This window comes from Sphingomonas sp. CCH5-D11 (assembly GCF_001557395.1).
Lineage (GTDB): Bacteria > Pseudomonadota > Alphaproteobacteria > Sphingomonadales > Sphingomonadaceae > Sphingomonas.
This window is the reverse complement of sequence record NZ_LSKH01000355.1, coordinates 1-21,983: the sequence shown is the minus strand read 5'-3', so window position 1 is coordinate 21,983 and position 21,983 is coordinate 1. Positions and strand designations below refer to the sequence as shown.

The 21,983-nt window shown below is 65.1% G+C and carries 23 protein-coding genes and 1 tRNA gene; 10 read left to right on the top strand and 14 right to left on the bottom strand.

The genetic code is table 11. From position 1 onward, the window contains the following. From AX702_RS21290 to AX702_RS21260, 7 genes are all read right to left on the bottom strand, one after another. Positions 1-850 (bottom strand): zinc-dependent alcohol dehydrogenase family protein (locus tag AX702_RS21290; protein WP_066782319.1); only part of this gene is annotated, 850 nt, incomplete at its 3' end. Next, positions 847-1,500 carry a peptidylprolyl isomerase gene (locus tag AX702_RS21285; protein WP_066782317.1) on the bottom strand — a complete coding sequence of 218 codons (654 nt, stop codon included), beginning with the start codon at positions 1,498-1,500 and terminating at the stop codon, positions 847-849. The genes AX702_RS21290 and AX702_RS21285, both read right to left, overlap by 4 nt. Further along, the gene (locus AX702_RS21280; RefSeq protein ID WP_156455629.1) at positions 1,500-2,003 is read right to left on the bottom strand and encodes a homogentisate 1,2-dioxygenase; all 504 of its coding nucleotides are present in this window, start codon (positions 2,001-2,003) and stop codon (positions 1,500-1,502) included. The genes AX702_RS21285 and AX702_RS21280 overlap by 1 nt, the downstream gene beginning before the upstream one ends. Before the next feature lie 221 nt (positions 2,004-2,224). Beyond that, positions 2,225-3,472: an acyl-CoA dehydrogenase family protein gene (locus AX702_RS21275; protein WP_066782315.1), complete on the bottom strand. Its 1,248-nt coding sequence runs from the start codon at positions 3,470-3,472 to the stop codon at positions 2,225-2,227. Positions 3,473-3,537: 65 nt separating this feature from the next. Next, a complete protein-coding gene (locus tag AX702_RS21270; protein WP_066782314.1) occupies positions 3,538-4,653 on the bottom strand; it encodes an acyl-CoA dehydrogenase family protein in 1,116 nt (371 codons plus the stop codon). A gap of 11 nt (positions 4,654-4,664) precedes the next feature. Beyond that, complete coding sequence (locus AX702_RS21265; RefSeq protein WP_066782313.1) at positions 4,665-5,012, bottom strand: YybH family protein; 348 nt, start codon at positions 5,010-5,012, stop codon at positions 4,665-4,667. Between the two features lie 3 nt (positions 5,013-5,015). Then, positions 5,016-6,245, bottom strand: coding sequence for an NAD(P)/FAD-dependent oxidoreductase (locus tag AX702_RS21260; protein ID WP_066782312.1), 1,230 nt, complete (start codon positions 6,243-6,245; stop codon positions 5,016-5,018). A gap of 512 nt (positions 6,246-6,757) precedes the next feature. On the opposite strand from AX702_RS21260, the gene AX702_RS21255 reads away from it, so the two are divergent. From AX702_RS21255 to AX702_RS21225, 7 genes are all read left to right on the top strand, one after another. After that, complete coding sequence (locus AX702_RS21255; RefSeq protein ID WP_066782311.1) at positions 6,758-8,083, top strand: tyrosine-type recombinase/integrase; 1,326 nt, start codon at positions 6,758-6,760, stop codon at positions 8,081-8,083. 301 nt (positions 8,084-8,384) lie between these two features. Further along, positions 8,385-8,660: a helix-turn-helix transcriptional regulator gene (locus AX702_RS21250; RefSeq protein WP_197420713.1), complete on the top strand. Its 276-nt coding sequence runs from the start codon at positions 8,385-8,387 to the stop codon at positions 8,658-8,660. Between the two features lie 195 nt (positions 8,661-8,855). Further along, positions 8,856-10,400, top strand: a complete 1,545-nt coding sequence (locus AX702_RS21245; protein ID WP_156455628.1) for a YfjI family protein — start codon at positions 8,856-8,858, stop codon at positions 10,398-10,400. Positions 10,401-10,896: 496 nt separating this feature from the next. After that, positions 10,897-11,613 (top strand): hypothetical protein, encoded by a 717-nt coding sequence (locus AX702_RS21240; protein WP_066782308.1) that lies wholly within the window; start codon positions 10,897-10,899, stop codon positions 11,611-11,613. 22 nt (positions 11,614-11,635) lie between these two features. Continuing rightward, a complete protein-coding gene (locus tag AX702_RS23120) occupies positions 11,636-12,160 on the top strand; it encodes a DUF5681 domain-containing protein (RefSeq protein ID WP_231731997.1) in 525 nt (174 codons plus the stop codon). After that, positions 12,157-12,531, top strand: a complete 375-nt coding sequence (locus AX702_RS21230; protein WP_156455627.1) for a hypothetical protein — start codon at positions 12,157-12,159, stop codon at positions 12,529-12,531. The genes AX702_RS23120 and AX702_RS21230 overlap by 4 nt, the downstream gene beginning before the upstream one ends. A gap of 185 nt (positions 12,532-12,716) precedes the next feature. Further along, positions 12,717-12,920 carry a hypothetical protein gene (locus AX702_RS21225; protein WP_156455626.1) on the top strand — a complete coding sequence of 68 codons (204 nt, stop codon included), beginning with the start codon at positions 12,717-12,719 and terminating at the stop codon, positions 12,918-12,920. A gap of 329 nt (positions 12,921-13,249) precedes the next feature. Here the strand turns inward: AX702_RS21225 and AX702_RS21215 are convergent, their stop codons facing one another. After that, complete coding sequence (locus AX702_RS21215) at positions 13,250-13,894, bottom strand: hypothetical protein (protein ID WP_066782304.1); 645 nt, start codon at positions 13,892-13,894, stop codon at positions 13,250-13,252. A gap of 139 nt (positions 13,895-14,033) precedes the next feature. Here AX702_RS21215 and AX702_RS21210 point away from each other — a divergent pair, with 139 nt between their 5' ends. Together AX702_RS21210 and AX702_RS21205 are read left to right on the top strand one after the other, a co-directional pair. Then, the gene (locus tag AX702_RS21210) at positions 14,034-15,173 is read left to right on the top strand and encodes an XRE family transcriptional regulator (protein WP_066782303.1); all 1,140 of its coding nucleotides are present in this window, start codon (positions 14,034-14,036) and stop codon (positions 15,171-15,173) included. After that, positions 15,173-15,640, top strand: coding sequence for a PIN domain-containing protein (locus AX702_RS21205; protein ID WP_066782302.1), 468 nt, complete (start codon positions 15,173-15,175; stop codon positions 15,638-15,640). The genes AX702_RS21210 and AX702_RS21205 overlap by 1 nt, the downstream gene beginning before the upstream one ends. Positions 15,641-15,756: 116 nt before the next feature. On the opposite strand, the gene AX702_RS21200 is transcribed toward AX702_RS21205, so the two are convergent. From AX702_RS21200 to AX702_RS21175, 6 genes are all read right to left on the bottom strand, one after another. Further along, positions 15,757-15,832: transfer RNA gene (locus AX702_RS21200), tRNA-Lys, on the bottom strand. Positions 15,833-15,914: 82 nt separating this feature from the next. Then, the gene (gene rodA, locus AX702_RS21195) at positions 15,915-17,027 is read right to left on the bottom strand and encodes a rod shape-determining protein RodA (RefSeq protein ID WP_177179012.1); all 1,113 of its coding nucleotides are present in this window, start codon (positions 17,025-17,027) and stop codon (positions 15,915-15,917) included. Beyond that, positions 17,024-19,117, bottom strand: coding sequence for a penicillin-binding protein 2 (gene mrdA, locus AX702_RS21190; protein ID WP_066782300.1), 2,094 nt, complete (start codon positions 19,115-19,117; stop codon positions 17,024-17,026). Before mrdA ends, rodA begins: the two co-directional genes overlap by 4 nt. Continuing rightward, on the bottom strand, positions 19,114-19,548 hold the full coding sequence (locus AX702_RS21185) for a rod shape-determining protein MreD (protein WP_231731996.1): 435 nt from the start codon (positions 19,546-19,548) through the stop codon (positions 19,114-19,116). Before AX702_RS21185 ends, mrdA begins: the two co-directional genes overlap by 4 nt. A 71-nt stretch (positions 19,549-19,619) precedes the next feature. After that, on the bottom strand, positions 19,620-20,555 hold the full coding sequence (gene mreC, locus AX702_RS21180; protein ID WP_066782298.1) for a rod shape-determining protein MreC: 936 nt from the start codon (positions 20,553-20,555) through the stop codon (positions 19,620-19,622). A gap of 19 nt (positions 20,556-20,574) precedes the next feature. Further along, entirely contained in the window at positions 20,575-21,615 is a 1,041-nt protein-coding gene (locus tag AX702_RS21175; protein ID WP_066782297.1) for a rod shape-determining protein, read from the bottom strand. A 141-nt stretch (positions 21,616-21,756) separates the two neighbouring features. Here AX702_RS21175 and AX702_RS21905 point away from each other — a divergent pair. Continuing rightward, on the top strand, positions 21,757-21,983 hold a 227-nt coding region (locus tag AX702_RS21905), incomplete at its 3' end, for an ATP-binding protein (protein ID WP_231731999.1).

Sequence of the window (21,983 nt, the reverse complement as noted above, 5' to 3'; positions counted from 1 at the left end):
CGATCAAGCCTTGCAGTCGGGCCTGCTTGGCCATGAGCAGCGCAGTCGGCACATCGCCGCTCACGCCGGTCAGCACTCCGATCAGCGCGACATGGCCGCCGATGCGCACGGCCTGCAACGATTGCCCCAGCGTTCCCGGTCCACCAACTTCGACAACGACATCCACTCCGCGGCCCTGGGTAATCTCCAGTACCTTCCGGCCCCAATTCTGCTCGCGGCGATAGTTGATGACATGGGCGGCACCCATTTCCTTGGCGCGTGCGAGCTTCTCATCCGAGGAAGAGGTGACGATCACCTCAGCGCCCATCGCGTGAGCAATCTGAAGCGCGTAGATCGAGACACCTCCCGTGCCGAGCGCGAGCACTGTATCTCCCGGCTTCAGCCCAGCATCCACGACCAGCGCTCGCCAGGCTGTAAGCCCGGCCGTGGTGATGGTGGCCGCTTCCTTGTGACTCCAGCCATTGGGGGCCTTGGTGAAGGCGGTTGCCGGCAGAACCACTGTGTCACGCGCGAAACCGTCGATGCCGTCGCCGGGCACCCTCTTGAAATCGCCTACGCGCGGGGGGCCGGCATGCCAATCGGGGAAGAAGCAGGAAACAACATGGTCGCCCACCGCAAAGTCAGAGACCCCTTCGCCGATCGCCTCAATGATGCCGGCGCCATCGGCCATTGGCACGCGCCCGTCTGCCGCCGGCGACTTGCCGGAACAGACAAGATAGTCGTGAAAGTTGAGCGAGGTGGCGTGAAGAGCGACGCGGATTTCACCGGCTTTTGGTTCGCCAGGGTCGGGTTGCTCCGTCAAGCGCAGCCGATCGAGACCGCCTGGTGCGGTAAGGGTCATCGCTCTCATGAGGCAGGTCCTTCAACGACGACGGCCGTTCGACGCGCGGCATTTACCGGCACGGTTGGCTCCAGCATCTGACCTTTCATGATTCCCTCTCCCTTGGTTGGCGACGTCGGCATGTCCATGATCCGGTGCACCACATCCATCCCTTGGATCACCCGGCCGAACACTGCGTAGCCTGGATTGGCGCCATCAGCGTCCATCGCCGGCGTGTTGCCGACGATGATGAAGAAGTCTCCACGCGCGGTCCCCGGTTGCGCCATCGCCATGGAGATTGCCCCGTCGACATGGCTCAGCCCCGTCTTGCTGGTCGGTTCATGCGGAATGGGCGGCAGCGTGCGCTTTGGATCATTCTGCGTGCCAAACTGAATGAAGCCGTAGCGGGGCTCGTCCTGGACCTTCACCGTTCGATAGAAGACGGTTCCGTCCAGCCTTTTGCCGTCAACATACTTCAGGAAATTCGCCGCCGTCACGGGCGCCTTTTCCGTTTCGATAGCGAGCACGATGGGCCCAGCCTGCGTCTGCAGCGTCACGCGTGTGGTGGTCGCCGGCTGAGGTGCAAGGGGTGGAACCTGAGCCACTGAAGGCGGCGCGCCTGTGGTCTGCGCCGCCGCGGGCGGAGCGAAGAACAGGCCGATGATCAGGGCTGCGCGCATCACGCGATCTTCACCGCGAGTACCGCCACACTTTCTGCCTCGCTGCCGGAAAGCTGGAGCGTGTAATTGCCCGGCGACAGCACGAAATCCACCATCTTGCGGATGCCCGTGCATTTTGGCCCATGGCCATGCGCCGAGGATGACGTCACCTTGCCGTCGCGGATAAGATCGACCCAAGCGCGTTGGCCAACCGCGACGCGATAGGTACCAGCCTCAGCCACGACCAGCGTCAGCGTGCCTCCGTTCGGCCCAACCTTTTCCGGAGCCGGGGTCAGCTTCAAATGCTGCGCAGGATGCAGCGAGGCAAGGACCGCCTGCCCGGGACGGATAGTGGCACCGCCGCCAGCCTCCGTACCTGCCGCCACAGGCGCCTGCTGGCTCCAACCAGTCAGTTCCACCGGGATCGCCACCCGTACATTGGCGCAGGAGGGATCATTAGCGGGATCCTGCGCCTGGGCAGGGGCGGTGGCAAGGAGCAGGGCGAGGGCTGGTACAAATCGCATCGAAGCTCTTTCTGAGATCAGTGGGCCTTCTAAACGAGCGAAGCGCTGCTTCGGCCCATATAGGTCCACCGGATGCGCGCGAGCCTGGTGCACGTGCAACCGGATTCTGCTCATGGGAGGGGCAGACGCGCTGCCGAGAGCAACCGTGTTCGTACCGCCGAGGACGGTCACGAACTGCCTGCGGCGGATCAGAAGAGCTGATCCACCGCAGGCGCACTTGTTCATGCCCTCGTCGGAATCTTCTCAAACGGCACGTCCTTGTCGACGCGCACATCGCCCGGAAGGCCAAGCACCCGTTCGGCGATGATGTTGCGCAGAATCTCGTCCGTACCCCCTTCGATCCGGGTGGCGGGGCTGCGCATCAGGGTCGCCTGAAAACGAGCCGCATGGGCTGCCTGTGCCGGATCGGTCAGGACGCCGGCTTCCCCCTGAAGGTCAATCGCGAAGGTCGCGATGTCCTGGCTGGTTGCGCCTGCGACCAGCTTGCCGATGGAATTTTCCGGCCCCGGTTCCTGCCCCTTCGACAAGGCGGTCAGCGCCCGCATCGAGGTGTATTTCAGTCCGCTTGCCTTGGTTGCCCAATCGGCGAGCTTGGATCGGATCGCGGGATCGTCGACCAAGCGTCCGCCATCGCGGCCGGGAGCGCGAACGGCATAGTCGAGTAGGGTCTCGAAACCCGTAGACATGCCCGAGCCGATCGACAGGCGTTCGTTCATCAACGTGGTGAGCGATACCGTCCACCCCTGACCGACCGCCCCGAGGCGCTGGCTGTCCGGGATACGTAGGTCGGTGAAGAAGACCTCGTTGAAGCCGGATTGACCATGAGCCTGGAGAATGGGTCGCACCTCGATGCCGGGCGAACGCATGTCGACCCAGAACATGGTCAGCCCCTTGTGCTTCGCGACGCTCGGATCCGTGCGGGTGAGCAGAATGCCATATTGCGAAATATGGGCGCCCGAGGTCCAGATCTTGGATCCGTTGATCACCCATTCATCACCGTCCTTCACCGCGCGGGTGCGGAGGCCGGCAAGATCGGAACCTGCCGATGGTTCGGAGAACATCTGGCACCAGATATCTTCACCGGCGGCGAGGGGAGGGAGCAGTGCTTGCTTATCCTCTTCGCTGCCCCATGCCATGACGGTTGGGCCGCACATGCCCTGGCCGATGATGAAGGTGAACGAAAGCTGGGCGTAAACGCCCTCTTCCTGGTTCCAGATCACGCGCTGCATCGGCGTGGCGCCGCGCCCGCCATATTCCTTGGGCCAGTGCAGGCATGCCCAACCGGCATCGTATTTCTTCTTCTGCCACGCCTTGCTCTCGGCAAGCATGTCGAAATCGGCGATGTCGCCGGCCGTGCCATGGCCAGATCCTGAAAGAATTGGCTGAAGGTGCTTGGGCGCGTTGGCGTCGATCCAGGCACGCGCTTCGGCGCGGAAGGCGGCTTCTTCAGGTGTGTCGTCAAAGTTCATGAGCGTAGATCCTTCAATCCATCCCGTTCCACCCCGGCGGGGAAGAGGGGCTCATCAGACGTAAATCAGGCCGCGAGCGGCTCGTTGGCGGCGGCAAGGCGAGTAACCAGCTTCTCTTCCCAGTCCGGCTGGCTGCCGAGAGCCAGCGCGAGCTGGTTCGCGCGGCGGTAAAAGAGGTGGCAATCCATCTGCCACGTGAAGCCCATGCCGCCATGAACCTGGATGTTGTTCTTGGCACAGTGGCGGAACGCATTGGTGGCGGACACCCGCGCCGTCGCGGCCGCGCGCGGCAACTCGGCGGCGCCCGTAGAAAGCGCCCAGGCGCCGTAATAAGCGTTGGAACGCGCGAGCGTGGCCGAGACGTACATGTCGGCCAGCATGTGCTTGATGGCCTGAAAGCTGCCGATCTGCCGCCCGAACGCCATGCGTTCCAGCGCATAGTCGCGGCCCATCTCGAGGGCGCGATCGGCGCCGCCGATCTGCTCGAACGCAACCAGCACTGCCGCACGATCAAGCAATGTCTGCAGGTTGGCCCAGCCTTCGCCGCGCTCGCCGAGGCGCTCGGCAGCCGCAGTGTCGAACGTCAGCGCCGCCTGTCCGCGGGTCGGATCGATCGTGTCGAGCGCCTTGCGGGTGACGGCCTGCTGTGACAGGTCCACCAGAACGAGGCTCAGTCCGTCGCCTTCCTTGGCCAAGACAATCGCGACATCCGCAATGTCGCCATCTAGAACAGGGGCCTTGGCGCCGGTGATCGCGCCATTGGCAAAGGCGGCGCGTACGCCCTTCTCCGTCAGGCGTTCACCCTCGCTGCTGGCGAGACATCCGATCGCGGCGCCAGCGGCAATCTTTGGAAGCCATACGGATTGCTGTTCTGGCGTGCCGAACGACTTGATCGCTTCTGCGGCGAGGTAGACGGACGAGAGGATCGGCAGCGGTGCAAGAGCTCGGCCGAACTCCTCCGCAACGGCGCACAGTTCCAGATAGCCGAGACCGAGACCGCCATGCTCCTCCGGTATGGCAATGCCGAGAAATCCCATCTCAGCGACCCCCTGCCACAGCGAGCGATCGAACCCGCCGCCCTCCAGTGCCTTGCGCACGCGATCCGTGGAGCATTCGGCCGCAAGGAAGCGACGGGCCTCCTGTCGGAATTCATTTTGTTGTTCGTTGAAATCGAACTGCATCGATCCCTCCCCTAATTCGATGGAAGCTGGTGGACGTAAACCTCGTTGTGGGCGATCCGATCGCCCGTCAGCAGAACCATGTCGAAGCCCCGCAAGCGTCCGCCCCCAGCAACATCGCAATACCAGCGGCCGCAGAAGCCGCCCGGGATCGGCCAGGTCTCGTCTGGGGTGTAGGTCATGGCGGGCGTGGCGCCGAACAACTGGGTCAGATAGCCGCGCAGCGCTTCGTGACCCGAGATGCCGGCTGCGGTCTGCGGATCGAAATAGGTGCAATCCACAGCGTAGAACCCGAGCAGAGCATCGACGTCCTTGGCTGTCCAGGCGGCCAGCCAGTCAGCGTTGTAGCGCGCGATGTCCATCGATCAGGCCCCCACTACACGAGCGACATGGGCTGGCTCGAAGATTTCCGGCGGCACCGCCTCAGGGCCGGCGAGCGTCGCGACGCCATGCAGGCCAAGCATCGGATCGGCCGCGCTCGCCTCATGATAGCGGCGCCTGCGGGCACGAGCCTCCTCGCCGAACTCCATGTCGAGCTTGGCCTGCACCTCGGAGGCGATGCGGAGGCGGCGCATGCGCTCCTGACGTTCCTCCGCATAGGGGCGGAAGTCAGGGCTGCGCCCGACGGGCGTTTCCTTAAGGATATCGCTGACCAGGCGAACGTCACGGTAGGTGATCGACAAGCCCAGACCCAGGATCGGATCGTTCCAGCCAGCCGCGTCGCCGACCAGTACGGCGCCGGTGGCATAGGGCTGATCCGCGGCGCTGCAATTGTTGTAATAGGCCAGCAGCGGACTGGCAGGCGTTCCTTCTGCGATGGCGGCATTTTGCGGGGCCGATTTCATGCGGAAGGCCTCCAGAAAGCGCTGCGGCCCCTCTTTGCCGACAAAGCGGGTCTTCGCTGCGAGATCCCACCCGCCATATACCCGCATCCGGCCGTTGCCCTGCGGAAAGGCGAGAAAGGCGAAGTCGTCCTCCGTGCCGATCGCTTGCCGCGTCTCGTCCCAAGCCTCGACGCCATCGACCAGCAGGCCGGCGAACCAATGGTGCGGTTTGTCCTGGTGCAGGGTCAGCCCCGCAGCGCGACGAACGACGGACTGCCTACCTTCCGCACCGACGATAAGAGGTGCGTGTGCCGTGAACTGCTCTCCGTCATGGATGTAAGTGACGCGCGGCGCATCGCCCATCTCGACTTGCTTTACGTCCACGCCGCGCAGGGCAAAAGCGCCTGCGGCGGTCGCCGCATCGAACAGAGCCTGGCAATGAACCGGGTGGCGGATGCATAGCGGGCCGGGAACATCCGGTGCAAACATGCCAAGGGGCAAGGCGCGTGCCTCGGCCTCGGCCGGATCGCGCGTTTCATCATAAGTGACATGGCTGGTGAGGTGGTGCCCCCCGGCACTCACCAAAGTGTCATACAGGCCGAGGCGCCTTGTCTCCGTCACGCCCCATGGCGCGATCCATTCGCCGCGAACCTTGTCTTCGTACACCTGGCTCTTTTCGAGCAGGAGAACGGACCGACCCGCACGCGCCATTACGGTCGCAAGTGCCGATCCCCCAATCCCACCACCTACAATGATGATGTCATATGCCATACCCGCTCTCCTACCGTCGGCAGCCGTCATGGGCGGGCGATCGGATAACTAAGTCGATTGACCTAATTGGCTGACAGGTATGAGCGCGCCGACAGGCAAGTCAATGGGGGATCGTCGTGCGGCGCTCGAACGCATTCGAACGGCTTAAACCGGTTGGCTGACGAAGTGTGCGGGCCTGCAGATCCGGAACCGCAGATTTCAGCAAGACATAGCGAGCTCGGCCACCATGTCGGTCAGCGCTTTCAGAAAGGATCCCGATCGAGGCGGGAGAGCAGGCGGCTAACCGCTCGCTCTTCACCGTCTAACTACTTGAAAAGTGGTGGACGCACTTGGGCTCGAACCAAGGACCCGCTGATTAAGAGTTTGCATGAGCCAGTGTTAGTGGACGTTAGCGCAGGTGCTCGTAAGTAGTCCAATCATTGAAATTACTCGGAAAAGAGGTCGGAGACGTAAGGCGTAGGTTATCGTAAGTTCTGCCCATCAACTTACGGGCAACTTACGGAGCGCCTACCATGCCGCAGCTCAAGCTGACCAAGACTAACATCGACCGCGTGGCCAAGCCGGGCAGCAAGTCGGACGTGCTCTACTGGGACAAGGACGCCAAGGGCTTCGGCCTGCGCGTCACGCCCACCGGGCTGGCGAAGTTCATCGCCCAGGGCCGCGTGCGTGGCACGAATACCGACGTGCGGGTCACCATCGGCAGCTACGGGGCCTGGACCGTGGACGAGGCGCGGCGCAAGGCCGACGAGTACCGCCACCAGTTCGAGCAGGGCATCGACCCGCGCGAGGTGGCGCGCGAGCAGAAGGCGACCCAGGTCACCCTCCAGACGGTGCTCGACGCCTACGTGGGCCGCCCCGGCAAGCTGCGCGCCTCGACCGCCGCGGAGTACCGTCGCCACGTCGAGCAGGTGTTCGCGTCCTGGCGGGACAAGCCGATCGCCAGCATCACGCGCGACATGGTGCGGGATCGCCACGCGGAGATGATGGCGGGCGGGCTGGACGGCAAGCGGGCCGCGCCCGCCAGCGCGAACGCCGCGATGGTCACGCTGCGCATCCTGTTCAACTTCGCAATGGACGAGTACCGCCGCGGCGATGGCACCTCCCTGATCACGCACAACCCGGTCGGCGCGCTCAAGCACCACTGGGCCAAGCTGGGGAGCAGAACCGAGCGCTACGTGGAGCGTGGTAAGGTCGGCGCGGTGTGGAACACGCTGCACGAGGCGCGCGAGAACCCGCGCAGCCGGGACGCGCTCGCTGGGATCGACCTGACCATCTTCCTCCTGCTGACAGGCGCGCGGCGCGACGAGGGCGCGGCGCTGACCTGGGATCGCGTGCACCTGTCCGACGACCCCGCCGAGTGCTCCTGGCACCTGGACCAGCGCAAGCGTGGTGAGCCGATCACGCTGCCGCTGTCGTCGCAGGCCGCGGCGCTGCTCCGCGACCGCATGGCGCGGGCGGACGAGCTGGCCGCGAACACCTCCACGGAGCGCAGCCCCTACGTGTTTCCGAGTTGGTCAAAGGCGGGCAGGATCATGGACGCACGGAGTGCGATGGAGACGGTGAGCGAGGTGGCCGGTCGGCACCTCAGCCTGCACGACCTGCGCCGCTCCTTCACGAACTACGCGATGCGCGAGTGCCGTTTGGAGAAGTTCGCCACGGACCTCTTGACCGGCCACAAGCCCGCCCAGGAGGACGTGACCGCGCGCAACTACCTGGACCTGACGAACCTCGGTTGGCTGCAACCAGACGTGCAGAAGATCGGCGACTGGATCGAGCAGCAGGGCCGGGTCGCTGCGGCGCAGGCCAGCGGTGCCAACGTGGTGGCGCTCCGGGCGTAGCAAAATCGCCCGGGAAGGGGGCGTCCAACGCTTTCGCGGTCCTATAGCTACCAGGGTAGCGGAGCAGCGTTTTCGGGCGTGGACGCCCCCTCAAAATCCAACGAAAATAAGTGCTTGCTAGATGCAAAAGCGATAACCTACAAAACTTGCGACACCGCTTGGTGTCACCAGCGGCAAGTCGCCGCGACGCCCGTTTCGGCTCGCCGTTGGCGCGCTGAGTAAGCCATCGGGATAGGCCGGTCGCGGGTGAATACCTCGGCGGAATTGTCGAGGCCCCTTTCAGATGGAGGCCTCGAAACCGATGACCAGTTCACCACAGATGCGTCTGCTCGACACGGTGCAGACCGCCGCCTTGCTCGGCATCTCACGTAACACGCTGAAGCTCTGGCGCCACAAGGGACGCGGACCCGCTTTCATCAAGCTCGGGGACTCGCCGCAGTCGGGCGTGGCCTACGACCAAGCTGACGTGATCGCGTGGCGCGACGCCCGCAAGTTCAGCAGCACCAGCGCGTACAGCCCCGCCGCCCAGGCGAACGCCGGATCAGCAGTCAGGCGGCCCGCCGCCGTAAGTCGCTGATCCAGCGGCTGATCGCGCGCGCCCCATCCGCGTCGGAAGACGACCGGAAGACCCCAACAGAAAAGCGGCGGAGTGGACGCCAGCCACACCCCGCCGCTTCATCAGAGGCCCACGAAGCCATGGACACCATACCATCCTGCGGCGCAGAGCCGCAACCGACCCCGCGTCGTGCCTCCTGCCGGGGAGGGGCGCGCCATGCTTAAGTCCTCAGAGTTCTTCACGGACGACGCGCCCACCGAGCAGCAGCTGCCCAGGCCGCGCCCCTTGTTTCAGGCGCACGTCGCAGCGCCCTATCCCGTGGACGCGCTGCCGCCGCTGATACGTGACGCCGTGCGGGAGGTGGCGGGGTTCGTCCAATCGCCGGTCGCCCTGGTCGCTGCCAGCGCCTTGGCCGCCGTCTCAACGGCTGTACAGACCCGACACAGCGTGCGTCGGGATGCCGCGTTGTCAGGTCCCGCCACGCTTTACCTGCTCACGGTGGCGGAGAGCGGCGAGCGCAAGTCCACCGTCGACAAGCTGTTCACCGGCCCGATCCGCGATTGGGAGGCCCAGCAACGCAAGCTCCACCGCGAGCGCCGCGCGAAGTATGAGGCCGACCTTGAGGACTGGGAGCGGCAAGGCGAGGAGCTTCAGCGCAACATACAGGCCGGGTTTCTCACCACGCAGCTAGGGACCGAGTTCGACCCTCGTCTGGCGCACCAGTTGGCTAAACCGGAGGAGCCAAGGCAGGTCCGCGTCTTGCGCGAGGACGACACCCCGGAGGCACTGGCGATGGCCTTGGAGCACTATCCGGTGGCCTCGATCATCAGCGCCGAGGCGGGAACCATCTTCGGATCGCATGGCATGAAGTCCGATGCGGTTATGAGCAATCTCGCCCAGGCTAACAAGATGTGGGACGGTGGGTCGATCCAACGGGGCCGCGTCGGTACCGGCGAGATGCACGTCGAAGGAATGCGCGTCACGATGGGCTTGCAGGTGCAACCCGCGGTGCTGGACGCCTTCGTCCAGAAGACCGGCGGGCTTGCGAAGGGAATCGGCTACTTTGCCCGCTTCCTGTTCAGCCGCCCGGAGTCGACCCAGGGCTCGCGCCTGTACGTGAAGGCGCCTGACCACCAGCCCGCCCATGCCGCCTTCTGCAACCGGATGACCACGCTGCTCGCGGTCGATGCCGTCTTCGATGACTACGGCCTGCTCGCGCCGGATTACCTCAGCTTCGACGCGGACGCGCAGCGGCTATGGGTGAACTTTCATGACGAGGTGGAGGAGCAGCTCCTTCCCGACGAGGCGTACTCAGGCATCAAGGACGTGGCGAGCAAGGCCGCCGACAACGCCGCGCGCCTCGCGTGCTGCTTCCACGTGTTCGCGGGCAATCCGGCTACCTCGATAAGCCGAGACAGCATGATCGGGGCGTGCGCGCTGATGACATGGTACCTCGATGAGGCTGTCAGTTTCGCCCGCAGCGCGGACGCCGCACCCGAGGTGGCGGACGCCCAGTTGCTTGAAGAGTGGCTGGTGCGGGAGGTGACCACACGCTGCAAGGCGGGGAGCAGCCCCGTCGTCGCCGTCAACGAGGTGCGGCGGAAGGGGCCGAATAGGCTGCGCGAGGCCAAGTCGAAACGGTTAGACGACGCCCTGGAGCTGCTGCAAGATCACCACAGGGTGTTGGTGACGCGGCGGCACGGCAGCAAGGGCCTGGACATCACCCTGCGCGCAGAGGTCTTACGCGAGCACAACCAATGAGGGCGCTATCGTCGCGGATCGTCGCAACCCGCGCGGCGCCTTTTGCGACGATCGTCGCGGGCAGAAAGCGCGCATTTCCGCGGTTTTCCCGCAATCGTCGCAATCGTCGCGGTCGCGGCTGGGGTGCGTGCGCCCGCGGTCGCGAAAGTAGCGTCGCTGTCCAAGCCATAGAACAGGTACTCCTCCTCCTTTTACCCCGCCGCAACCCGTTGGCAGGGGCCGGCAGCCAAAACCCGCTACGATTGCGACGATAGCACCGCAGCCCGCGGCAAACTGCGGTTTTTGCCGTCGCGACCGCCTGCGACGACCCGCGACTACCCGCGACGGTCGCACCGGCGGACGCGCTCGACTCCTGTGGTCACCGGCAGCAGCGTGCCCGCGGACTGATACCCAATCAGCGGGTGCTCGATGCTAAGTCATTGTGATGCAACGGGAAACAGCGAGACAACAGTAGGCGGTCAGCGTACCGTAAGCGGGTTCAATCAGGGAGCCCCCCATGTCCATCAAGCTCGACAACCGCGTCACGCCCAGCCTCCATCCCGCCAACGTGACCAATCTCCCCGGCTACGACGACGCCACCAAGGGGTACGTCGCGGGGGCAGAGCGCGCTCTCAAGGAGGCTTACACCGGCGTCGCCGCCGTGTTCGACGCAGGCGAGGCTGTGAAGCGCGACCTGTCGATGACCGAGGCCGGTCGCACCATCAAGGTGGACGACATGGCTCAGCGTGTGTTCAAGAAGGTCGCGGCCCTTTTCGACACCCAGATGGCGAACCTGTCCAAGGGCATCGCGCAGATCGAGGAGAAGCTGAACGCGCCCGTCAACGCGCGTGCGGCCCACCCCATCGCCGCGGAGATACGCGCCTACATCCGGGCGATGCCGGAGTCCGACCGCCCCGGCTTCGTGTTCAACGCCATCACGCGCGGCGACTTGGTGACCGCTGAGGCCGCACTGGCCGGTCCGTCGTACCTGTGCGGGCTGACGCCCGAAGGGCACGCGGCGCTCCTGCGCAAGTACCACGAGCAGGCCGCCCCGGAGGAGGCCGCTAAGCTGGCGGTCATGCAGGGCGCCCTCAAGCTGCTCGGCAACCGCGGCGGGATGATGTTCACCGCGCTTGAGTCCGCAGTGGGTGCGAAGCCGCACGAGGTCCAGGCGCTGCGCCAGGCGAAGGCCCGTGCCGACAAGGCGCTCACGGTCGGACTGATCCAGAACTGATCTGAACAGGGGAGCCAGCACAGTGAGCGAGGCACAGACCTACTACCCGCCGCCCTGGCTGGGCGGTGCCCAGGCGGCGGTGTCGCTGCCCGTCCAGCCGCAGTCCGCGCCGCAGCCCCCGGCAGTGCCCAAGCCCGCCAGCCGCGCCTGGACGCCGGGCATGCGCAGCCCGAACCCGGCTGGCCGTCCGCGGGGCATCGTGGACAAGCGGGCCAAGATCGCCCAGCGGATGCTCGCAGACGCGGAGTCCATCGTGTCGGCCCTGGTCGAGAAGGCGCTGGAGGGGGAGGTCGGCGCGGCCTCCCTGATCCTGGCCCGCGTGCTGCCCGCGCTGCGATCCCAGGCCGAGAAGGTCCAGTTCGACTTCGACCCCACGGCCCCGGTCGCCACGCAGGTCGAGCAGGTGCTCGCGGCCATCGCGGGCGGCGTCGTCGCCCCGGACGTGGGCCGCCAGATCATCGAAGCAGTCGGGGCGCTCGCGTCCATCCGCGCGACCGAGGAGCTGGAGGCGCGCCTATCCGCGCTGGAGCAGGAGAGGCGAGCATGACCTACGCATCCTGGGAGCCGCGCCACCGCTGCACGACGGTGGCCCCAGGTCGGCTTGATCTCATGGTGGTCACCCTGGTGGACGGGAAGCGGGCGGCGCTGGACCCGATCACCGACTACGACGCCGCCCTGGCGCGAGCGCGCGCCTTCCACCGCGACCACCCGTGCCAGGTCAAGGTGCTGCCGCTCACCGGCACAGAGGCGCGCGTCATGCTCGGGATCACGGTGCCCGACCACCCGCAGCCGATGGACTCGGCGGACCTGCGGCTAATCCGCGACACGCTCACGGACGTGGTGCGCGGCTCCGGTGACCACGACGCACGGGCGGACGCCCTGACGCTGCTGACCGACATGGGCGTGGTCAGGGCCTAGGATGGTGCGCCGGGTACGCCCCCTCTTAGCGCACGTCGGGAGCCTGCTGGACCCCAAGCCTCCGGTTCGGTCGCTGTTCGAGCGCGACCGCGCCGCGGAGCGCGCGAAGGCCGAGGCTGCCGCCCAGGCACCGGCCCGCAGCGACCCCCGCGTGGTCACCGACTGACGTGGCGCGCGTCCGCTCCATGTTGGCGCGGGTCGGGCGGCTGGAGCGCACCGACGCCCCGGCGCTGTCGCCGTTCGAGCGAGACTACGGCTCGCTGGAGAACATGGCGGCTGCGTGGCGGGCCATGATGGACGCGGGAACGCTCGACCGACTGGACGGCGAGCACCTTATCACGATCATCGTCCGCTGGCACACCGACCGGTGCTGGGACCTGTGGCGGTGACCACGCACGCCCCCGTGCCCGAGTGGCTGGCGCTGTGGCGCGAACGCAGCGGGGTGTCCGCGCCCCGGCAGCCGGTGGCAGCGCCCAGCACGCCGGAGCGGCGGACGCGGGGCGTGGACGGCCTGGGTTTCGTGGAGCCGCGGCAGTGGCCCTGGGACGGTGGCACCCGGCGCGAGCCGGTGCTGGACACTGACCGGCACCCGCCGCGCGTGGTCAGGCACGTGGGCTGGAGGTCGTGCCTGCGCTGCCGCCGCCCGTACTTCTCCGCCGACGTGGCACGGGTGCGCATGTGCGACCCGTGCAAGGAGGCGATCTGAAACTGGAAGGGCCTACTTCTTCATCTCAGCGAATCGCTCGGTGAACTCGGTGAGATGGCGTTCCACGTGAGCGGCGGACTGCGCGAGGTAATCGGCGTGGCCTTCCAACTTGACCAGCTCCTCAGCAAAGCCGTCGAGCGGTACAATCCCGTACTTGAGCTGATCAGGGTCTTGTGGGTCACCGTCGCGTCGCTCGGCCTCGCGCGCGTTCTTCGTGAAGAGCACGAGGGCCTCCTCGCTGCCCACGCGGCGCGCGGCCCAATGGGCAAAGTTGTGCCGGTGAAGGCGGTGCATCTCCACCGTGTCCGCGGCCTTGAGGACTCCCTCCTTCAAGTTCGACTCCCACAGCTCAGCCACGATTTCCCGTAGCTTGGGAAATACCTGAGCGTCCTGGAGGCGGGACGCGTTGCGTGCGCCAGGTCCGTGTGCCGCATGTCGCAAGGCATCGATGATGCGGCGCGCGTTGAGGTCGGCGTAGCAGTATAGCTGGATCAACTTTCCCATCAGCGCAAAATCGGCGTCACGCAGGTTGGTCGTAGAGGCGAGAAACGCGTCAGGATCGGCGTCGAAGCGCGTTTTGATCTCGGTGATCTTTGCCCGCAGGCTTTCCGTGTCGGTCATGCCCATCGTGTACACGACCTCGCGACCGTCGAACATCTAATCAGGCGGCAGGCTGCGCTAAATCGCTGATCTCACTAGGCGGAACGTCGTCCTGCTGACCACGTGTAAGTGTCGAGTAAGAGGTGCAATCTTTGCCATAGGAAGAACGCCACCCTCGGTTATAACCTCCGGCGCAATGGCCGAGCAGATTCCCATCAACCCAGCCCTCCTCGTGTGGGCACGCCAGCGGGCGGGGCTGAGCCGTGACGAGGCCGCACAGAAGTTCAAGCGCATAGCTGACTGGGAGGCGGGTGCGTCCGCCCCGACGTACCCGCAGCTGGAGCAGCTGTCGGACACCCTCAAGGTGCCGATTGCGGTATTCTTCTTCCCCGATCCACCTGACGTGCCCTCCATCAACGAGACCTTCCGCACGCTGCCAGAGGCTGAGCTGGAGCGCCTGCCGAGCCGTGTCCGCATGTTGATGCGCAAGGCGAAGGCCATGCAGATCAACTTGGCGGAGCTCACCCAAGGACGGAACCCGGCCGACCGTATGATTACGCGGGACCTGCGCTTCGCGCCCGACGTGGACATTGCCGAGATGGCCGCGACGGTACGGGACTACATCGGCGTGTCCGTGGAGCAGCAACAGGCTTGGCGTGGTGACGACGCGGCGCTCAAGGAGTGGCGGACCGCGCTGCTCAACGTGGGCGTGTTCGTCTTCAAAGACGCGTTCCGAGCGGACGACTTCTCCGGGTTCTGCCTCTACGACGACGAGTTCCCGATCATCTACGCGAACAACAGTTCGACCAAGACGCGGCAGATTTTCACCTACTTCCACGAGTTGGCGCACCTCGTCTTCCACACCAGCGGCATAGACAAGGTTCGGGACCGCTACGTCGAGCGCCTTGCTGGTGATGCTCGGCAGATTGAGGTGATCTGCAACAGCTTTGCTGCGCACCTCCTCATGCCAGAGGACGCGTTCCAGCGCGCGATGGCGGGTAGGCAGGCGACCGAGGCGACCGCGGAGGCCCTCGCCGCCCAGTTTCACGTCAGCAGAGAGGTCATCTTCCGCCGCCTGCTCGACCACGGGAGGATCGCCCAAAACCAGTACGACCGAGCGGTCGAACGGTGGAATGCGCAGCGTCAGGTCGAGCGCACGCCGGGGGGCAACCCGTACTGGACAAAGCTAGCGTATCTCGGGCGGGAGTACGTTGCCCTGGCGCTGTCGCAGTACCACCAGAACCGAATCGACGAAGGGCAGCTGGCGGACTTCCTCGACACGAAGCCGCGCCACGTCGGCGCCCTTGAGGAGTATTTCAGCCGGGGGGCTGCTTGATGTACGTCTTCGACACCTCGCCCCTCTCGACGCTGTTCAAGAACTACTATCGACGCCGCTTTCCCACCCTGTGGGACCGCTTCGACGGGCTGGTCGCGGACGGGCGCATCATCTCCACGCGGGAGGTGCGCCGTGAGTGCGTCGATGGGCCGGTCGACACCCTGCGTGGCTGGGCAGGCGAGCGCGAGGAGTTCTTCCACATCCCCGGTGCCGCCGAGGGCGCATTCGTCGGGCAGATATACGGGGTCGTCCACTTTCAGCAGAACATCGAGCAGCGGAAGCTGCTGAAGGGCGGCCGTAACGCAGACCCATTCGTGATCGCCAAGGCAGCGACCGAGGGCCGGTGCGTGGTCACCATGGAGCAGTTCAAGGAGAACGGGGCGAAGATCCCGAACATCTGCGACCACTTCGGCATCGACTGCCTCTCGCTGGAGGCCTTCATGGAACGCGAGGGCTGGCAGTTCTAACAGCGCCTCGGGTGCCGCCCCTGGCTGGCACTTACGACCGATTTATGAGCGTGCCCATAGCCACAGGCCGAGGCCCCGCGAGGGGTGGCTAAGCGCCTGCAATTGCTAGAAAAAGGTGGTGGACGCACTTGGGCTCGAACCAAGGACCCGCTGATTAAGAGTCAGCTGCTCTACCAACTGAGCTATGCGTCCGTGATCGTGTTGGGCGTGTGCCCCGATCGGGAGGCGCGCCATTAGCATCGGTTTTGTGCAGCGCAAACCCTTTTTCGCGAAATCACCAATTTTTTTCCCGGCGATTGCTGCGATCGATGGACATGAGAATGCCCAGGCACAGGAAGACGGTCATTTGCGCCGAGCCGCCGAAGCTGACGAGCGGCAGGGGAATGCCGACGACAGGCGCGAGGCCCATGACCATCGCCAGGTTGATGGCCACGTAGAAGAAGATGGTAGTGGCCAGCCCAGCGGCGGTCAGCTTGGCGAAACGGCTCTGCGCCTGAACGCCCACATTCACGCCCCAGCGGATCACCATCAAATAAGCGAAGATGATGAAAAGGCCGCCCAGTAAACCCCATTCCTCCGCCATGGTGGCAAATACGAAGTCGGTATGGCCTTCCGGAAGATAGTCGAGGTGGCTTTGCGTACCGTTTAGGAAGCCCTTGCCGGTGATCCCGCCCGAGCCGATGGCGATCTTGGACTGGCTGATATGATAGCCGGTGCCGAGCGGATCGCTTTCTGGATCCATGAAGATCAGCACGCGGTTGCGCTGATAATCGTGCAAAAGGAAGTTTACCGCCAGGGGCGCCGCAACTGCGAGCGCCAGCGCGCCGCCCACAAACAGGCGCAATGGCACACCGGCCAGGAACATGACGGTGATACCACCGGCGGTGATCATCAGGGCGGTGCCAAGGTCCGGCTGGAGCATGACAAGGGCGGCCGGCAGGCCGATGAGCAATGCAGGTGGCCAGATGCCGCCGAGCCGACGCGTCTCGTTCGGCGGAAGCATTTCGTAGAAACGGGCACATGCCAACACGATGGCCGGCTTCATCAACTCGGAGGGTTGCAGGCGAATAAAGCCGAAGTCGAGCCATCTCTGACTGCCGCCGCGCACCGCCCCCAGCAACTCAACCGCGAACAACAGGATGACAATGAGCGCGTAGCCGGGCAGCGCGGCTTGCCGCCAGACCTCTTCCGGCACGCGCGCTATGATGAGCGCGCCAAACAGGAAAACGCCAAATCGGACACCCTGCGACAACGCCCATGGCCTGATGCTGCCGCCCGCCGCCGAATACAGCACCACCAGGCCGAAGCTCGCGATGGCGATGACGAGGATCAGCATCCGCCAGGGCAGGCGGGCGACGGGGGCGGGAACGATCGAGGGGCCGATCACTGGGGCTCCGATGGCTCGGTGGTGCCGACGCTCGCGGGGCCGGCGCCATTGGCGATATCGCTGACCGTGGCTTCCTGTGCCGCGTTGGAGGCGTCGGTCGCCTGTTCCACCGCAGGCGCCCGTGTGGGGGCGGGGACATTGGTTTCGGTGGCAGCTGCCTGTGCGGGCGGCGGCGTGGCTGCGGTGGCGCGATAGGCCGCCTCCTGCGCGGCCATCCGCGTCCGAATGTCGCCGCCCCAGGTTGGCTCAACCGCCGCTAGCGCCTTGAGCGCTTTCTCCCGGTCGAAGAGATAGGTCATGATGTCCCGCCCGATCATCGGCGTATCCAGGTTGCGGATGGTGTGGCCGTTATGTTCAAGCACGATTCCGGCCGCATAGCGCGGGTTATCGGCGGGCGCGAAGCAGATGAACAGCGCGTGGTCGCGCAGCTTGAACGGCAGTTGCGCATTGCTAAGCACGCCGGAGCGCCGCTCCGCCATCGTAATGCGGCGCACCTGGGCTGTGCCGGTTTTCGCCGCCAGATCGATACCGGGCAGATACAGACGCGATGCGCCGCCGGTCCCGCCACCGTTTACGACCTGCCACATGCCTTCGCGAACGATGCGCAGGTTATCCGCGCTGAATGGAAGGGCTGGAGCGTTGCGCGCCACCTTGTCCATCAGCAGGCTGGGCTGGAGCATCCGGCCAGACCCGATGCGCATCGCCATGACGGCCAACTGCATCGGGTTGGCAAGCACATAGCCTTGGCCGATCGAGGCATTGAGCGAGTCTGCGACCGTCCACTTGGAGTTGTATTTCCGCTCTTTCCATGCGCTGTCCGGCACCGTGCCGTAACGCTGCGTGGCGAAGGGCAGATCATATTTCTCGCCCAGCCCGACGGCCTTGGCGACCGGCGCGACCCGGTCATATCCGAGCCGGCGGACCATCTCGTAGAAGTAGATATCGCAACTTTGTGCAATGGCACCGCGAAGGTCGATTGCGCCATGGCCTCGGCGCTTGTGACAATGGAACACGCCGCTGCCCACGCGAAGTGCGCCGCCGCAGAACACCCGCTCGTCGGGATCGACTCCAGCCTCTAGCAGCGCAAGCCCGTTCATCGGCTTGACGGTCGAACCGGGCGGGTAAAGACCCTGCGTGACCTTGTTCATCAGCGGCACGTGATCGTCGGCGGATAGCATCTTCCACTCAAGATGGCTGATACCGTCGGAAAAGCTGTTGGGATCGTATGCCGGCATTGATACCATGCACAGCATCTCGCCGGTCAGACAGTCGAACACCACGGCCGAACCCGAGTTGGTTCCGAGGCGCCGCGCGGCATATTCCTGCAAGCCCGCATCGATCGTCAGGCGTTGGGTCGCTCCGGGTACGTCGGGCCGCGTCTCCAGTTCGGCGACAAGCTTGCCCCGTGCGGTTACCTCGATCCGCTTCGCCCCAGGCTTTCCCCTCAGCTCCGTTTCCAACGTCTTTTCAAGGCCGTCCTTGCCCAATTTAAAACCGGGGGTGACGAGGAGGGGGTTCTTGGTTTCCTTATATTGTTCCGCGCTCGCGCTGCCGACATAGCCAGTGAGATGGGCAACGGCAGCACCGGCTGGATAGTGGCGCGCGAAGCCCCGCGTCGGCGCGACCCCGGGGAGCTCCGGCTGTCGCACCTGAACCGCCGCGAACCGCTCCCACCCGACGTTTTCCGCCACCTTCACCGGCTGAAAACCCGCTGCCTGCTTCAGGTCAGCCCTGACGCGCAGCATATCTTCTTCGGACAACGCAAGAAGATCCCGCAGCGCGGCGAGCGTGCGCTCCTCATCCACGATGCGATCGGGGATGAGATCAACACGAAAGTCCGTCCGGTTATCCGCAATCGCATGCCCATGACGATCAACCAGCCAGCCGCGGCGGGGAGGGATCAACGTCATGTTGACGCGGTTGCTCTCGCTCAGGAGATTGTAACGCTCGTTCTCAGCTATAGCGAGCCAACCCATGCGCCCGGCCAGCACCGTGCCGACGCCGATCTGTGCCGCACCCAGAAGCCATGCGCGGCGCGAGAAGGTGTACCCCTGCTGGGCCTCAGTTGCGATCCGCGGCGGTCGGTTCATTCAACAACGCGCCGACGATCGACCCACGCAACAATGCGGGCGGCAAAGGGGAAGAGAAGAATGGACACTGCGATTTGCGCAACTAGCACGGAATCCACGTGACCGCCGAGAGGGGTTGCGAGCAGGCGCCCTCCCACTAGGCACAGCGCGATGGCGGTCGCGGCAATCAACCAGTCCTGAGCGAACGCACGAAAAATGGTACGTTGATCAAACAGATCGATGAGGAAGAAGGATAGTGTCCATAGCAGCGTGGCGCTACCCATGGGCTGCCCGCTAAGGCAATCGTCGAACAAGCCGAGCAATGCCGGTGCCCAGCGGCGCAGCGCCAATGGTGCGAGCAGACGCCAGGCTAGAAGCATCAGCAAGCCGCACGGCGGCATCAAGGGCAAACTCGCTGCGACGGGGAAGATCGTCACCAGCGAACCCGCCATGACAGTTGCCCAGGGCAGCGCGCGTGCGCGCGATCGGGGAAGCGGCGTTTCGAACGGCGTTGAGGCGCCTGTCACTGCCGGGCCCCTGCGACAGATGCCGGAACAGATGCAGGCGCCGGAGCCGGAGTGCCGGGAACGGACGGCGGCACGACTGCGGGCGGCGGTGGCGGCAAAAATGGTGCGCTCACGATCACGAAGTCGAACGTGTCCGGATGCGCGAAGGGCGCGGCCAATGCGCTGTCCGAGCCGGGCTTCAGCACGCGCGCCACAAGCACCCCTGGTCGGTAAAGGCCACCGGTACCGGAGGTCACGAAACGATCGCCCGGCTGCAAACGCGCGTTGGTCGTTCCTACCGAGCGGATGTCGATCAACCCGTCGCCACGACCCGCGGCAAGCGCGGGCAGCCCGTCTCCGATCCGCCTGACCGGAACGACACTTTCGGGATCACTTGTGAGCAGGATGCGCGCGGTGTTCGGCCCCGTCTCGACAACGCGCCCGATCAGCCCATCGGGGCCGCGGGCCGGCATGCCCGGGCGAACGCCTTGCCATCGACCAGCGTTCAATATGCCGAACCGGCGCGTGCTGGTTGCGCTCGAACTGACAATCCTGGCTGTTACAACAGCATTGTCGGTCACGTCGCGGAGCTTGAGCAATCCTCGAAGGCGGCGATTGTCCTGAACGATGATGCGGGCCTGCAGCAATGCCTCATGCGTGCGGGCCACCTCAGCGCGCAGGGCAGCATTTTCGTTATGGACGCGAAAATAGGTCGAAATGGTCTGGGGCACGGCCGCGACGGTGCGGACCACCGCAGAAATGCCAGAGGAGACTGGCGCGGTCATCTCCGTCGCTGTTGAACGAAGGGCTGCAAAGGCGGGCGGATTGAATTGCGACAGAACGAGCAGCACCACCCCGACCAGCGCCCCCGCGACGGCCAGGATGTAGCTCAGAAAGAGCGAATATTGCGCCCGCCGCGAGAATCCCGGGCGCCGGTCCTGCGACGCCGCCATGCGCTAAGCCCTTCTTCGATCAGCCGTTCTGAAGCACGCCGCGATACATGGGATCCTCCAGCGCACGGCCAGTCCCCAAGGCCACACAGGTGAGCGGCTCCTCGGCAACAGTGACGGGAAGGCCCGTCTCATCGCGAAGCACCTCGTCCAGCCCCTGAAGCAGTGCGCCGCCGCCGGTCAGCACGATGCCCTGATCGACGATGTCGGCCGCGAGCTCAGGCGCCGTGTTTTCCAGTGCCACGCGCACGCCTTCCACGATGGTGGCGACCGGTTCGCTCAGCGCCTCGGCGATCTGGCCCTGGTTGATCTGGATTTCCTTGGGCACGCCGTTCACAAGATCACGGCCCTTGATGTGGATGGTGACGCCCACGCCATCGACCGGCGGCTTTGCGATGCCGACCTCCTGCTTGATTCGCTCAGCCGTCGCTTCGCCGATCAGGAGATTGTGGTTCCGACGGACATAGCTGACGATGGCCTCGTCCATCTTGTCCCCGCCCACGCGCACGCTGGTGGTATAGGCAAGTCCACGGAGCGACAGCACGGCCACTTCCGTCGTGCCGCCACCGATGTCCACCACCATGCTGCCGATCGGCTCGGTCACCGGCATGTCCGCGCCGATCGCGGCCGCCATGGTCTCCTCGATCAGCCACACGCGGCTGGCACCCGCATTGGATGCGGCATCGCGGATCGCGCGGCGCTCAACCTTGGTCGAGCCCGAGGGAACGCAGATCACGATCTCGGGCCAACGCATGAACTTACGCTGTCCGTGCACCTTATAGATGAAGCTCTTGATCATCTGTTCGGCGACGTCGATGTCGGCGATCACGCCGTCCCGCAACGGGCGGATCGCCTCGATGTTGCCGGGCGTCTTGCCCATCATCAGCTTGGCGTCCTCGCCGACCGCCTTCACCTTCTTGATACCGTTGATCGTCTCGACCGCGACCACGGACGGCTCGTTGAGCACAATGCCGCGGCCGCGCAGATAGACGACCGTGTTCGCGGTCCCGAGGTCGATGGCCATGTCATGCGACATGAACTTGAAGAAACGCGAGAAGGCCATGTTCAGCTAGATTCCGTCCCCGAGTCGCACATGCGACTTGCACCATTCATCCCGCGGCCACGGCCGCAAGCCGCTTCTTGGGCGCTGATTGCTGTTATCTCGGGGTCGCGGGAGGGCGTCGATTGGGCTAGGGGCGGGGCTGTGTCAATACGCCGCCTGCCCGAACATCTCATCAATCGTATCGCCGCCGGTGAAGTGGTGGAAAGACCGGCCAGCGCGTTGAAAGAGCTGGTTGAGAACGCCATCGACGCTGGAGCGAGCCGGATCGTCGTTCGCCTGACCGATGGAGGCATCGGCCGTGTCGAAGTGGCCGACGACGGATGCGGAATGCGACCCGACGAAATGGCGCTCGCGGTGGAGCGCCATGC